This window comes from Micromonospora sp. 15K316 (genome assembly GCF_004348525.1).
In the GTDB taxonomy this organism is placed as follows: Bacteria; Actinomycetota; Actinomycetes; order Mycobacteriales; family Micromonosporaceae; genus Micromonospora.
The window spans coordinates 1-13,401 of sequence record NZ_SMKG01000162.1 but is presented as its reverse complement, the minus strand read 5'-3'; the positions used below and the strand labels follow the sequence as shown (position 1 = coordinate 13,401).

Below are 13,401 nucleotides of genomic sequence, written 5' to 3'. Positions count from 1 at the left end.
GGGGTGGGGCTGATCGGGGTGGCCGGGGCGGTGCGCTCCAGCGACCGGGAGGCGCGCTCGTCGGCCAGCGCCGCCCGCTCGGCCACGGCCTCGGCCGACGGCTCGCTCCGGTCGTCCACCTCGACCCGGGTGCCGGCGTACGTGGCGAGGCCGAGGCAGCAGCTGACGCCGGTGGCGAGGGCGATTCGTACCGGCATCGAGGCCAGCAGGGTGCGGCCGCGTCGGGGTGAATCCGGCAGGCGATGTCGTCCACTCGACCGTTCGGTGGATGCACCATCGGCCGGGTGGGTCGCCGTGTCGCCCTTGGTCAATTTCTGCGCGGAGGGGTCGTCGGGATGCACTCGCCGAGGCTAGAAAGTCAGCGGTCCGCTGCCACCTGCCTGCTTGGTGGCATGCGCCACAATTTGCCACCATCCGGGGTGCCATTCCGGTCGGCGAGCGCTGAAGGTGATGGACCGCCTATTCCGGGTATTACGGCTATGACCGTAACGGCGACATAAGTAGGGCGGATGGGTGATCTTGGCAAAGTGGGGCGCGATCCCGCCACGCCTCCACTGAACAGGCGAGGCGCCGATCGTCCGTACGGTCACCATGGGGGTGGGGTGGAGAGGCGAACCGGTGGCCGGCGGTGGAAGAGCCGGCCGCCGGGCGGCGGCCGGCGGGGATGGCTGCTCGCGGGCGCGGCGGCGCTCCTCGCCGCGGTGCTGGTCGGGCACCGCGCGATACCGAACGTCCGTGGCGTCGGCAGCCTCGTCGACAGCGTCACCCCACTGCTCGGCGCGGGCGTCCCGCTGCTCGCCCTCGCCGCCCTGCTGCGCCGCTCCCGGGTCGCGCTCGTCGCCGTGCTGCTGCCCGCCACCGTCTGGGCGGCGCTCTACGCGGGCGCGTGGCTCCGGCCCACCCCGGCGCAGGGCGCGACCACCCTTCGCGTCGTCAGCCAGAACCTGCGGGCCGGCAATCCGGACCCGGCGGCCACCGTGCGCGCCCTCGCCTCGGCCGGCGCCGACCTGATCGCCCTCCAGGAGGTGACCGAGAACGACCGGGTGGCCGAGGTCCTGAACCCGGACTACCCGCACCGGGCGAGGGTCTCCACGGTCTCGCTCCACAGCCGCTACCCGATCCGCGACCGGGTCGGGGTCGACACCGGTCTCGGCTGGACCAGGGCGCTACGCGCCGTGGTCGCCGCCCCCGGAGGCGACCTGACGGTCTACGTGGTGCACCTCGGCTCGGCCCGGGCCGGAGACACCGCGACCCGCGACCAGACGGTCAGCGCCCTCGCCGCCCGGCTGCGCGCCGATCCCGCACGGCGCCTGCTCGTCCTCGGCGACCTCAACACGGCCAGCACCGACCGGATGTTCGCCCCGCTCGCCCGGCTGCTCGATGACGCCCAGGCCGACGCGGGCCGCGGCTTCGGCTTCACCTGGCCCGCCGCCGTCCCGGTGACCCGCCCGGACCATGTCCTCTACCGGGGTCTGACCGCCACCTCGGCCGGGGTGCTGCGCACCCCCGACAGCGACCACCGCGCGGTGACGGCCGGCTTCCGCTGACCTCGACGACTCAGTGCCGGCCGTTCTCCGCCGGGGTGACGGTGAGCCGGTGCCGGCTGTTGTCACCGCTGGAGAAGGGCCAGATCTCGTCGGCGTGCTCGACCAGGCTCGCCAACTGCTGACGGGTCAGCCCGGCCGACGCGATCGACGCGTGAACGTCCGCCCGGTACCGCCCGTCGACGTCGCGCCCGAGCTTCGCCTCCGCCCGCACCTGCACGGTGTGCGCCTCGTCGGTGATCCGGCCGGCCGCCTCCACCGCCGCGTGGTGCAGGCAGGACGCGAACGCCGCCGCCAGCAGCTGCTCGGGCCGCAGCCCGGTGCAGTGCGCGGCGAGCGGGGACGCCAGCGCGGTCGAGAGCCCCCCGTCGTCGGTGCGTACGTGACCGCCCTCGGCGGTGGCGGCGGCCTCGTGCAGCCATGAACTCGGATCCGGCATGGCGTTCCTCCCGTCCCTCACGCGCCCGGCTACCCGGCCATCGACCGGTGAAACCGCCGCTGACACGCCGACGGGCGCACCGGGGGCGCTCGGCGAGCCGACACCGCCGGGGAAGCGGGACGGGCAGGACGTCAGCGATCGGCGAGCCGGCCGGAGCGATCGATCGCCACCGCGGCCTCGGTCACCTGGGCCGCCGCGCGGTCGCTCCACGGCGACACCACAGTGCGTCGTGGCGCGGGCGCCCGCGACAGTCGCATCGGCACGTACACGCGGGCGTCCACCGCCTCGGCCAGGACCAGCGCGGCGACCAGACTCGTCGGCCGCTCGGCCGGTTCGTCGGCCAGGCAGCCGCGGCAGAGCTCCGCCACCTCCGGCGGCAACCCCTCGATCCGCGGCAGCGGCTGCGGTGGCTCGCGCCGCCGCGAGGTGAGCAACTGGGTGGCGCTGTCGGCCTCGTACGGCAACCGACCGCTGAGGCAGTAGTAGAGCAGAACGCCGAGGGCGTACATGTCGGCCGCCGGGGTGGCCGGCACCCGGTCCAGCTGCTCCGGGGCGAGGTAGGCGGGAGTGCCCACCACCATCCCGTCGGGCGTCGGGTCGGCCGCGCCCGCCGGCGTGGCGATGCCGAAGTCGAGCACCTTCGCGCCGGCCGGGGTGAGGATGACGTTCGCCGGCTTGACGTCGCGGTGCACGATCCCGTGGGCGTGCGCGGCCGCCAGCGCGGCACAGACCTCGGCACAGACCCGCACCGTGATCCGCCAGTCCAGCGCGCCGGCGCGCAGGTGCGCGGCGAGCGTCTCGCCCTCCGCCAGCTCCATCACGATGTAGGGCGTACGCCGGCCCAGCGGCGTGGCGCAGGTGCCGAAGTCGTGCACGCTCGCCACGTTCGGGTGGACCAGCCGGGCCGCCGACCGGGCCTCCGCGCGGATCCGCTCGACCGAGGAGTCCTGCCCGGGGGACATCACCTTCACCGCGACCGGTCGGTCCAGCACCGCGTCGTGGGCCCGCCACACCTCGGACATGCCACCCACGCCGATGCGCTGTTCGAGCTCGTACCGCCCGTCCAGCGTGCGCATCGGCGGCTCCCTGTCCTCGTCGTCGCCCGGTGGGGCCTCCTGATCGCGGTACCCGACCGCCCAGCGGGGCAAACAGCCGCCCCCGGCGGCCGGATGCCCGCCGCGAGCCGGCTGCGGCCGGCGTGACATCTGCGGTAGCTTCCGACCGGGGCCGGCATCACCCTGCGTGCCGATCCGGACACCGAGAGGGGCGGCGATGGGCGAGGTGAGCGTACGGTTCGTCGGCGGACCCGCCCACGACCTGGTCCGGGAGTTGCCGGCCGGGCCGGACGGCACCCCGCCCACCCGCTGGATCATGCGGCACCCGCGCGGCGACGAGCCGGTCGAGAGCGTCGCGGACCACCTCTACGAACGCGAGCAGCCGGACGCCACCGGCGCCTGGACCATGCGCTACGTGCGAACCGACCCGCTGGGGGTCACCGAGTGACCGCCGGTGGCCCACAGCCGGCACACAGGTTCCGCAGAAGTGGGGCACAGGAAACCCCGCGACGATGGGGGCATGGTCATGAACGGGCAGGCGGCCGCTAGCCGCATCGAGCTGCACCGCCCGGACGGCGAGCCGGTCCGGGTGCTGGTGGTCGACGACGAACCGACGCTGACCGACCTGCTCGGGATGGCGCTGCGCTACGAGGGCTGGCAGGTGCGCAGCGCCAACAACGGGATGGCGGCGGTCTCCACCGCGCGGCAGTTCGAGCCGGACGCGGTGGTGCTCGACGTGATGCTGCCCGACCTCGACGGCTTCCAGGTGCTGCGTCGCCTGCGGGAGCACGCGCCCACCGTGCCGGTGCTCTTCCTCACCGCGCGCGACGCCGTGGAGGAGCGGATCGCCGGCCTGACCGTCGGCGGGGACGACTACGTCACCAAGCCGTTCAGCCTGGAGGAGGTGATCGCCCGGCTGCGGGCGCTGCTGCGCCGATCCGGCCTCGCCGTCGCCGTCCGGGAGGCGGCGGTGCTGACCGTCGGTGACCTCACCCTCGACGAGGACAGCCACGAGGTGCGCCGTGGCGACCAGTCGATCTCCCTCACCGCGACCGAGTTCGAACTGCTGCGCTACCTGATGCGCAACCCGCGCCGGGTGCTGAGCAAGGCGCAGATCCTCGACCGGGTCTGGAACTACGACTTCGGCGGGCAGGCCAACGTCGTCGAGCTCTACATCTCGTACCTCCGGAAGAAGATCGACGTCGGTCGGCAGCCGATGATCCACACGCTGCGCGGCGCCGGGTATGTCCTCCGGCCCGCGGACTGATCCGCGTCGGCGGCTCTCCGGCCGGCTGGCCGGCTGGTCACTGCGCCGCCGGCTGGTGGTCTCGGTGGTGGCGCTGTTCGCGGTGGTCGGCGTCGGCAGCGGCGGGGTGACCACTGTCGCGTTGCGCCACTTCCTCGTCGCCGAGGTCGACGACGAGCTCGCCCAGGGCAATCGGCGCGCCGACCAGGCGCCACCGTGGTTCCGCCAGGGGGGTGAGCCGGCCTGGTCCGCGGGCCGTGGCACCGCGCCCCCGGTGCCGGAGCCGCCCCGCGGCTTTCCGCCGGGCTCGATCGCGGTGCGGGTGGCCGACGGCGTCATCACCGCGGCCACCCGGACCGTGAGCGGTGGAACCGAGCAGCTGCCCGCCGGTGAGGTCGCGGCGCTGGCCCGGATGCGTACCGACGGCGTCCCGCGCACCGTGGACCTCGGCGACCGGGGCGCGCACCGCGCGGTGGCCCGCCGGTTCCCGAACGGGAACGTGCTGGCCGTCGCCATCCCGCTCGCCCGCGTCGACCACGCCGTCATGTGGATGGTGCTCGCCCAGGTCGGGCTGGTCACCGCGGGCCTGTTGATCGCCGGTGGGCTGGGAGTGCTCATCGTCCGGGGCGCGCTGCGCCCCCTCGACCGGGTCGCGGCCACCGCCGCCCGGGTCACCGAGCTGCCCCTGGACCGTGGCGACGTGGCGCTGTCGGTGCGGGTGCCGGTGGCCGACACCGACCCACGGACGGAGGTGGGGCAGGTGGGTGCCGCGCTCGACCGGATGCTGGGTCACGTCGCCGCCGCCCTCGCCGCCCGGCAGGCCAGCGAGACCCGGGTACGCCAGTTCGTCGCCGACGCCAGCCACGAGCTACGCACACCGTTGGCGGCCATCCGCGGGTACGCCGAGGTCGCTCGCCGCGGTCACGCCCAGGTGCCACCCGACGTGGCCCACGCGCTGGGCCGGGTCGAGTCGGAGAGCACCCGGATGACCAGCCTCGTGGAGGACCTGCTGCTGCTCGCCCGGCTGGACTCCGGCCGTCCGCTCGCGGTGGAGCCGGTGGACCTCTCCGCGCTGGTGGTCGACGCGGTCAGCGACGCCCACGTCGCCGGTCCCGAGCACCGGTGGCAGCTCGACCTGCCCGACGAGGTGATCCGGGTGACCGGGGACGGGGCCCGGCTGCACCAGGTGGTCGCGAACCTGCTGGCCAACGCCCGGGTGCACACCTCGTCCGGCAGCACCGTCACCACCACGTTGCGCACCGACCAGGGCACGGCGGTGCTCAGCGTCGCCGACGACGGGCCGGGCATTCCGCAGCCGCTGCAGGAGGAGGTCTTCGAGCGGTTCGCCCGGGGGGACAGCTCGCGGTCGCGGGCCCACGGCAGCACCGGTCTCGGTCTGGCCATCGTCGCCGCCGTGGTGGACGCGCACCACGGCACGGTCGCGGTGGAGAGCCGCCCGGGCCGGACCGTCTTCACGGTCCGGCTGCCCGCGGCGCCCGCCTAGCTGCCAGCTCCTCAGCTTCGCCTGGCCGACACGGGGCGGGGCCGCCGAAACGGCTCAGGGGCGCAGCAGCTCGACGAGGAGCTCGACGACACGGCGCGCATGCCGCCCGTCGAGGTCCCGGTCGACGTTCAGGTCCGTCACGCTCATGCCGAGCAGTCGGTCCGCGCGGGTCAGCGGCGCGACCAACGCGACCAGCTCCGGCCGGCGAAGCCCGTCCGGCTCGGGGTAGGTCACCGCCGGCAGGTCCACCGGGTCGAGGGCGTCCAGGTCGAGGTGCAGCCAGGCCGGCGCGGAACCCTCCTCGGCCAGCGCTGCGCCGACCAGGCCCGGGTCGCGTCGCAGCTCGGCAGCAGGCACCTGGCGGATCCTCGGGTCGATCCGGGCCGCCTCGACGCGCCCCGCCTCCTCGACGGCCGGGCGGTGCCCGAGCAGGTGAACCCGGTTCGGGTCGACCAGCGCGCCCTCGACGCCCGCCGCGACGGCCGGTCCGTGCCCGGTGACCACGCTGAGGTCCATGTCGGCGCCCTCGCCCGTCTCGGAGGTCGCGCCGTCGTAGAAGTCCGGGTGCGCGTCGACGAACCACAGGTCGCTGCCGGCCGGCAGCGCCCGGCAGACGCCCGGCAGGATGGCGCAGTCGCCGCCGACCACGAGCGGGCGCTGCCCAGCGGCGAGCAGTTCGGCGACGCGTGCGGCGATGGCCGCACTGGCCCGTCGTACCGCCTCGGCGCCGATCAGGCCGCTCGTCGGGTCCCGGGCGGCGTCCTCGACGCGCGCGTCCACCGCGCCGCCGTCGTCGGCGTCGAGCGCGGCGACCAGCCCGGCCCGGCGCAACGCCTCGGGCGCCCGCTGCTCGCCCCGCCCGGTGCCGGACGAGTCCAGCGGCGCGTCGACCACCGTCCACCGCACACCCGCACCGTACCGGCGTCGGCCCGACCGGCGCGGCGGTTCGCCGCTCACAAGGCCCCCGTGGCAGCCTGACATCCGTGTACCGGGAACGTCCCGCCGGTGTCGCCGGCGGCACCCTCTGGACCAGCGTCAACCCGGGCGATGCCCGGACGAGCCGGGTGCTGCCGGACGGCTGCGTCGATCTGCTCTGGTCCAGCCGGGCCGGCCTGCTCGTGGCCGGCCCGGACCGGACGGCCTTCCTGAGCGTCAGCGGGCCGGGGGAGCGGTGGGTGGGGCTGCGGCTGCCGCCGGGCGTCGGCCCCGCGGTGCTCGGCGTGCCCGCCGACGAGCTGCGCGACGCCCGGGTGCCGCTCGCCGCGCTCTGGGGTGACCGTGCCGTCGCCGGCCTGGCGCAGCGGGCGGCCGACGCCCCCGCCTCGGTGCTGCCACAGCTGGTGGCACGGCGGCTGCGCGAGGTCGGCGGGGTCGATCCGCTGGGCGCCCGAGTCGCGGCCGCGGCGGCCGCCGGCGTGCCGGTGGCCGCGATCGCCGCCGAGGTGGGGCTCGACGCGCGCGCCCTGCACCGCCGCAGTCGACACCTCTTCGGGTACGGCCCGAAGACGCTCGCCCGGATTCTGCGGATGCGCTGGGCGCTGGCCGTGGCCCGGAGCGGTACGCCCCTGGCCGAGGCGGCTGCCGTATGCGGCTACGCCGACCAGGCGCACCTGACCCGGGACGTCCGGGACCTGGCGGGGGTGCCGCCGACGGCCCTGCTCGCCGCCGGCTGACCGGTCGTGCGTCAGCCGGCCTCGGGCAGCGGGGCGAAGAGGTCGACGCCGTTGCCGTCCGGGTCGTGCAGCACGGCGTAGCGCTGCCCCCAGAAGGCGTCCCACGGCTTGAGGTGACCCTCGTAACCGGCCTCGGTCAGCTCCGCGTACCAGCGGTCGACCTCGGCCGGGTCCGTGCAGCGGAAGGCCAGGCTGTGGCGGGGGCCACCGGTGGGTGGCGTCCAATCCGGGTCGAAGGAACGGACCATCTCCGCGTCGTCCCAGGCGATCCGGATCCCGCCGGGCAGGGTCACCTCCACGTGCGGCTGCGACTCGGCGCCGGGCGGGATGTCCAGCCCGAGCCGGCGGTAGAAGCCGAGCGTGCGAGCCATGTCGGTGGTGGCCATGCCGATCAGATCGAATCGAGGCGTCATGGCGTCGACGGTAGGGGGTCCCTCCGTCGGGTGTCTTGAACGAAACGGACGGCCGGGAGTCGCCGGTGTGGCCGCACGAGGGGAATGATCGGCGTACGGTGGCAGGAAAGCGGCTTTCCGGATCAAAAGCCCCATGGCGACTCCTCCGGGACGGCCGGTTTCGTGACGGCGAGGAAAAGGAGCGGTTGGTGTCCCATCTGGCCTATCTGGACGCGGGATCCGGCAGCCTCATCGTGCAGGCGGTGGTCGGCGGCGTGGCCGGCGTGGCCGTTGCCGCCAAGCTCTACTGGCGCAGACTCGTCGACCGGTTCCGCCGGCAGCCCACCGACCAGCGCTGACCTCGGGCCGACGATGGCGATCTCCCCGGCGGGTCTCCGGCCCGAACCCGGTTCCTTCCGTGACCCGGCCAACCGGGTGTTCCACGACGGTGACGACGTGCTGCGCGGGCTCGACGCGCAGGCCGCCGAGCACTGGCGGGCGCTGGCCGGCAGCGAGTTCTTCACGTCTCTGCTCGCCGCCGGCAAGGTCTGCGGCACCGAGGCGGTGGAGCCCGCCCGGCTGGCCGGGGCCACCCGGTGGACCACCGTGCTGCGCCACGAACGCATCCCGTTCGTCTCCCACCCCTACGAGTGGTCCTTCACCATGCTGCGCGACGCCGCGCTGCTGCACCTCGAGATCCTGCGCGCGGCGCTGCCCGCCGGATTCACCACGAAGGACGGGTCGGCGTACAACCTCCAGTGGCGCGGCAGCGAACCGGTCTTCATCGACGTCGGCTCGTTCGAACCGGTCCGCGACGGGGAGCCGTGGGCGGGCTACCGGCAGTTCTGCCAGACGATGCTCTACCCGCTGCTGCTCGGCGCGCACCTCGGCGTGGACTTCCAGCCCTGGCTGCGGGCCCGGGTCGACGGCATCGAGGCCGACGCGCTGAAGCCGCTGTTCCGCGGGCTCCGCCGGCTGTCGGCCGGCGTACCGACCCACCTGCACCTGCACGCCGCCATGCAGAACCGGAACGCCGCGGCCACCACCACCGACGTCCGCGCCCAGCTGCGCGCCGCCGGGTACTCCCGCGAACTCGCGCTCGCCACCGTGCGCGGCATCGAGAAGCTGGTCCGCCGGCTCGACCGTCCGCCGGCGGCCAGCCACTGGGCCGACTACCAGCGCACCTGCGGCTACTCCGAGCAGGACCGGGCCGGCAAGGAGCGGTTCGTCGCGACGGCGCTGACCGGCGGACCCCGCCCCCGCCTCGTGCTCGACCTCGGCGCCAACGACGGCCGGTACGCGCGTCTCGCCGCCCGCCACGCCGACCAGGTGGTCGCCGTCGAGCAGGACCCGGCCGTGGTGGACACGCTCTACCGGGCGCTGCGGGCGGAGGGCCAGCGGCGGATCCTGCCCCTGGTGATGGACCTCGCCGACCCGTCGCCCGGCGGCGGATGGCGCGGCGTGGAGCGGGCCTCCTTCGCCGACCGGGCCGCCGCCGACGTGGTGCTCGCCCTGGCCGTGGTGCACCACCTGGCGATCGGGCGCAACGTGCCACTGGCCGAGGTGGTGGCGTGGCTGACCGACCTCTGCGCCCCCGGCGCGCGGATCGTGGTGGAGTTCGTCCACCCCGAGGACCCGATGGCGCAGCGGCTGCTGGCCAACAAGCCCGAGGGGACCTTCCCCGACTACCGACGGGCGGAGTTCGAACGGCTGCTCGCCGCGCGCTGCCACATCGCCGGGCGGGAGGAACTGCCCTCGGGCACCCGCACGCTCTACACGGCGGTGGTGGGTGGCTGAGCCGCCGACCGTCACGGCCGGTGGCGACGGGACGGGCGCGCGCCGTGGCCGCCGGGCGGGCCTGCGATCCGAGCTGGGCCGGATGCTGGAGATCGTCGCGCTGGTCGGGCTGGTGGTCACCCAGCCGCTGCTGGACGTGCTCGGCCGCAGCCCCGACTTCTTCCTGTTCCACCGCGCCGACCGGGAGCAGGTGCTGCTGCTGGTCGCGCTGATCGCGGTGGTGCCCACCGCCGTGCTGCTGCTCCTCGGCGCGCTCACCCGGCTGGCCGGTCGGGTGGCCCGGTCGGTGACGCACACGCTGCTCGTCGGGCTGCTGCTCGCCGCGCTCGCCGTGCAGATCGGCCGGCACGGCACACCGCTGCGGGGCGTACCGCTGCTGCTGGTGGCCGCGGTGCTCGGTGCCGCCGGGGCCGCCGCCCACCGGCGCTGGCGCGTGCCGGGCCGGGCGCTGCGGGTGGCCGCCGCCGGCCCGCTGGCGTTCGTGGGGCTCTTCCTGGTCGTCTCACCCAGTTCGGTGCTGGTGCTGCCCCGCTCGGCCGACGGCGCGACCGGCACCGCGGCCACCTCCGTGCACCCGCCCGTCGTCATGCTGATCCTCGACGAGCTGCCGCTGGTCTCCCTGCTCGGCCCGGACGGCCGGATCGACGCGACCCGCTTCCCGCACTTCGCCGAGCTGGCCGGGGGGTCGACCTGGTACCGCAACGCCACCGGAGTCAGCGGCTGGACGCCGTACGCGCTGCCGGCCATGCTCACCGGCCGCTACCCGTCCCGCGACGCCGCGCCGCACTACGCGCAGTACCCGGACAACCTCTTCACCGCGTTCGGCGGCCTGTACGACATCCGGGCCGAGGAGAGCATCACCCGGCTCTGCCCGCCCAGCCGCTGCGAGCAGCCGATCGCCCCCGAGCAGGGGCTCGGCGTGCTGGTGCGGGAGACCGGCAACCTGCTCGGGCAGATCGCCGCGCCGCACGAGAGCCGGATCGACCCGGAGGACTCCTACCGCGAGCAGACCGCCGCCGAGGCCGGGCTGGACGCGGCGGAGCCGATCCCGGACGACCCGAAGTTCCGCTGGGACAACCTGGACGACAACCAGCCCGCGCGGTTCACCAGCTTCCTCGCCGGTCTGACGCCGACGCCCCGCCCCACCCTGCACTTCCTGCACCTGCTGATGCCGCACTCGCCGTGGCAGTTCCTCCCGTCGGGGGCCCGCTACGACGGTCCGGAGGACCTGCCGAACGAGGGTGCCGGCTGGGTCGAGCTGGCCCGGCAGCGGCACCTGGCGCAGCTCGGCTACACCGACCGGCTGATCGGTGAGACGCTGCGTACGCTGCGCGCCACCGGCCTCTACGACCAGGCGACGGTGGTGGTCACGGCCGACCACGGGGTGAGCTTCAGCAAGGGGTTCCAGGGCCGGGGCATGGACGCCATCAGGGCGGCGCCCGGCGAGGTGGCCTGGGTGCCGATGTTCGTGAAGGAGCCCGGCCAGCGCGCGGGCCGGGTCGACGACCGCAACTGGGAGCATGTCGACCTGCTGCCGACCGTGGCGGACGAGGCGGGCATCCGGATCCCGTGGCGGGTCGACGGGCGCTCCGCCCGGGCCACCCCGCGCCCCGCCGGGCAGAAGCACTTCTACGACCGCCCGGGCGAGCCGACGGCCATCCCCGACGGGGTGCCGAAGCCGCCGCCCCTGCCGCCCGCGCACCCGTTGGTCGGCACGACCGTGGGGGAGCGCCCGACGGGCGGCTCGGCCCGGGTCGCCGACCTGGCCGGGTTCCGCGCCATCGACCCCGACACCGGCACCCTGCCGGCGCTGATCTGGGGCACCGTCCCGGAGAGCGTCCCCGACGGCACGCTGCTCGCGGTGGCCGTCAACGGGCGCGTCGGGGCCGTCGTGCCGGTGGTGCCGCCCGACCCGGGCGGCCGCCGGTTCGCCGCCCTGCTCGCCGACGACCAGCTTTTCCACGCCGGGAAGAATCGACTCGACGTCTACCAGATCGCCACCGACGGCGGGTTGCGCTCGCTCGCGCTCTCCTGATCCGCGCGCTCGTTCCGTCGGTTTCCCGATCCGGACGGTCGGGAATCGGGTGACGCATACCTCACCCCAGAACCACCCCAGGTGGTGTCCCCGGAACCGCGATTACGGTAAAAGCGAAGGCAATTCAAAGAAGATCTGCCGGCGAAGCGAGGAACCAGATGACGGAAGTCAAGCTCGATCACCCCGGCGGGCAGCTGTCGATGCCGGTGCACACCGCGGTCGAAGGCCCCGCCGGTATCGGGGTGAGCAAGCTGTTGAAAGAGACCGGGATGACCACGTACGACCCCGGTTTCGTGAACACCGCGGCGTGCTCGTCCGCGATCACCTACATCGACGGCGACGCGGGGATCCTGCGTTACCGCGGTTACCCGATCGAGCAGCTGGCCGAGAAGTCCTCCTTCCTGGAGGTCTCCTACCTACTGATCTACGGCGAGCTGCCGACCGAGCAGCAGCTGACCGAGTTCACCGAGTGGATCCGGCGGCACTCGCTGCTGCACGAGGAGATGCGCCGGTTCTTCGACGGCTTCCCGCGTGACGCGCACCCGATGGCCGTGCTCTCCTCCGCGGTGAGCGCGATCTCGACCTTCTACCAGGACAGCCTGGACCCGTTCGACTCCGAGCACGTGGAGATCTCGACGGTCCGGCTGATGGCGAAGGTGCCGACCATCGCCTCGTACGCCTACAAGAAGTCGATCGGGCAGCCGCTGCTCTACCCGGACAACTCGCTCGGCTACGTGGAGAACTTCCTGCGGATGACCTTCGGCGTGCCGGCGGAGCCGTACGAGGTCGACCCGGTGATGGCCCGTGTGCTGGACATGCTCTTCATCCTGCACGCCGACCACGAGCAGAACTGCTCGACGTCGACGGTCCGGCTGGTGGGCTCCAGCAACGCCAACCTGTTCGCCTCGGTCTCGGCCGGCGTGAACGCCCTCTTCGGCCCGCTGCACGGCGGCGCCAACCAGGCCGTGCTGGAGATGCTCCAGAAGATCAAGGCCGACGGCGGCGACGTCCGCTCCTTCGTGCAGAAGGTGAAGGACAAGCAGGACGGCGTGAAGCTGATGGGCTTCGGCCACCGGGTCTACAAGAACTACGACCCGCGCGCCGCCATCGTGAAGAAGGCCGCCCAGGACGTGCTCGGCCGGATGGCCAAGCCGGACCCGCTGCTGGACATCGCGATGCAGCTGGAGGAGATCGCCCTCGCCGACGACTTCTTCGTGTCCCGCCGGCTCTACCCGAACGTGGACTTCTACACCGGGCTGATCTACAAGGCCATGGGCTTCCCGACCAAGATGTTCACGGTGCTCTTCGCCCTGGGCCGCCTCCCCGGCTGGATCGCCCAGTGGCGCGAGATGATCAACGACCCGGAGACCAAGATCGGCCGCCCGCGGCAGGTCTACACCGGCTCTCCCGAGCGCGCGTTCGTCCCGCTCACCGAGCGCTGATCCGCTTCCGGCACCACCGACAGGCCGCCGACCCCGCGAGGGGTCGGCGGCCTGTCGCCTGTCGTACCGGATCCGCGTGCCGGGCCGGCCGTCCGGTCGCTCGTGTGGCGAACTCAGCCGAAGAAGTCGTCGAGGAAGCTCTTGTGCTTCTTCTTCCGGTAGTGCCCGTGGTAGCCGTGGTGCTGCTGCCCGTGGCCGTACGCCGGGGCCGGCGGGTAGCCGTGCGCCGGCGGCGGGGGCGGCGGCACGGCGCCGTAGCCGGGCTGGTGCGGGG

Annotated in this window: 13 protein-coding genes and 1 pseudogene; 9 read left to right on the top strand and 5 right to left on the bottom strand. The window is 74.1% G+C overall.

Annotated features, from left to right (window positions below; genetic code table 11):
* Positions 1 to 197: pseudogene (locus E1211_RS23850) on the bottom strand (hypothetical protein); the annotation flags it as partial.
* 405 nt (positions 198 to 602) lie between these two features.
* Here E1211_RS23850 and E1211_RS23845 point away from each other — a divergent pair.
* Complete coding sequence (locus E1211_RS23845) at positions 603 to 1,547, top strand: endonuclease/exonuclease/phosphatase family protein (protein ID WP_243709667.1); 945 nt, start codon at positions 603 to 605, stop codon at positions 1,545 to 1,547.
* A 10-nt stretch (positions 1,548 to 1,557) separates the two neighbouring features.
* Here the strand turns inward: E1211_RS23845 and E1211_RS23840 are convergent, their stop codons facing one another.
* A complete protein-coding gene (locus E1211_RS23840) occupies positions 1,558 to 1,983 on the bottom strand; it encodes an OsmC family protein (RefSeq protein ID WP_132351241.1) in 426 nt (141 codons plus the stop codon).
* A 131-nt stretch (positions 1,984 to 2,114) separates the two neighbouring features.
* Positions 2,115 to 3,059, bottom strand: a complete 945-nt coding sequence (locus E1211_RS23835) for a serine/threonine-protein kinase (protein ID WP_132351240.1) — start codon at positions 3,057 to 3,059, stop codon at positions 2,115 to 2,117.
* A 196-nt stretch (positions 3,060 to 3,255) separates the two neighbouring features.
* On the opposite strand from E1211_RS23835, the gene E1211_RS23830 reads away from it, so the two are divergent.
* The 3 genes from E1211_RS23830 to E1211_RS23820 all read left to right on the top strand — a co-directional run bounded on the left by E1211_RS23830 (position 3,256) and on the right by E1211_RS23820 (position 5,788).
* Entirely contained in the window at positions 3,256 to 3,486 is a 231-nt protein-coding gene (locus tag E1211_RS23830) for a hypothetical protein (protein WP_132351239.1), read from the top strand.
* A gap of 72 nt (positions 3,487 to 3,558) precedes the next feature.
* Positions 3,559 to 4,305: a response regulator transcription factor gene (locus E1211_RS23825; protein ID WP_305792219.1), complete on the top strand. Its 747-nt coding sequence runs from the start codon at positions 3,559 to 3,561 to the stop codon at positions 4,303 to 4,305.
* Positions 4,283 to 5,788 carry a cell wall metabolism sensor histidine kinase WalK gene (locus E1211_RS23820; RefSeq protein ID WP_132351238.1) on the top strand — a complete coding sequence of 502 codons (1,506 nt, stop codon included), beginning with the start codon at positions 4,283 to 4,285 and terminating at the stop codon, positions 5,786 to 5,788. The genes E1211_RS23825 and E1211_RS23820 overlap by 23 nt, the downstream gene beginning before the upstream one ends.
* Positions 5,789 to 5,842: 54 nt before the next feature.
* Here E1211_RS23820 and E1211_RS23815 read toward each other — a convergent pair whose 3' ends face one another.
* The gene (locus E1211_RS23815; RefSeq protein ID WP_165947330.1) at positions 5,843 to 6,694 is read right to left on the bottom strand and encodes an arginase family protein; all 852 of its coding nucleotides are present in this window, start codon (positions 6,692 to 6,694) and stop codon (positions 5,843 to 5,845) included.
* 77 nt (positions 6,695 to 6,771) lie between these two features.
* On the opposite strand from E1211_RS23815, the gene E1211_RS23810 reads away from it, so the two are divergent.
* Positions 6,772 to 7,461: a helix-turn-helix domain-containing protein gene (locus E1211_RS23810; RefSeq protein ID WP_132351236.1), complete on the top strand. Its 690-nt coding sequence runs from the start codon at positions 6,772 to 6,774 to the stop codon at positions 7,459 to 7,461.
* Between the two features lie 11 nt (positions 7,462 to 7,472).
* Here E1211_RS23810 and E1211_RS23805 read toward each other — a convergent pair whose 3' ends face one another.
* The gene (locus E1211_RS23805) at positions 7,473 to 7,874 is read right to left on the bottom strand and encodes a VOC family protein (protein ID WP_132351235.1); all 402 of its coding nucleotides are present in this window, start codon (positions 7,872 to 7,874) and stop codon (positions 7,473 to 7,475) included.
* 188 nt (positions 7,875 to 8,062) lie between these two features.
* Between E1211_RS23805 and E1211_RS32690 the strand changes: the two genes are divergently transcribed.
* The 4 genes from E1211_RS32690 (at position 8,063) to E1211_RS23790 (ending at position 13,127) form a co-directional block, all read left to right on the top strand.
* A complete protein-coding gene (locus E1211_RS32690) occupies positions 8,063 to 8,212 on the top strand; it encodes a hypothetical protein (RefSeq protein ID WP_165947329.1) in 150 nt (49 codons plus the stop codon).
* 13 nt (positions 8,213 to 8,225) lie between these two features.
* Positions 8,226 to 9,650: a class I SAM-dependent methyltransferase gene (locus E1211_RS23800; RefSeq protein ID WP_132351234.1), complete on the top strand. Its 1,425-nt coding sequence runs from the start codon at positions 8,226 to 8,228 to the stop codon at positions 9,648 to 9,650.
* The gene (locus E1211_RS23795) at positions 9,643 to 11,685 is read left to right on the top strand and encodes a sulfatase-like hydrolase/transferase (RefSeq protein WP_243709666.1); all 2,043 of its coding nucleotides are present in this window, start codon (positions 9,643 to 9,645) and stop codon (positions 11,683 to 11,685) included. Before E1211_RS23800 ends, E1211_RS23795 begins: the two co-directional genes overlap by 8 nt.
* A 158-nt stretch (positions 11,686 to 11,843) precedes the next feature.
* Positions 11,844 to 13,127, top strand: a complete 1,284-nt coding sequence (locus tag E1211_RS23790; RefSeq protein ID WP_132351233.1) for a citrate synthase — start codon at positions 11,844 to 11,846, stop codon at positions 13,125 to 13,127.
* The last annotated feature ends 274 nt before the right edge of the window (positions 13,128 to 13,401 follow it).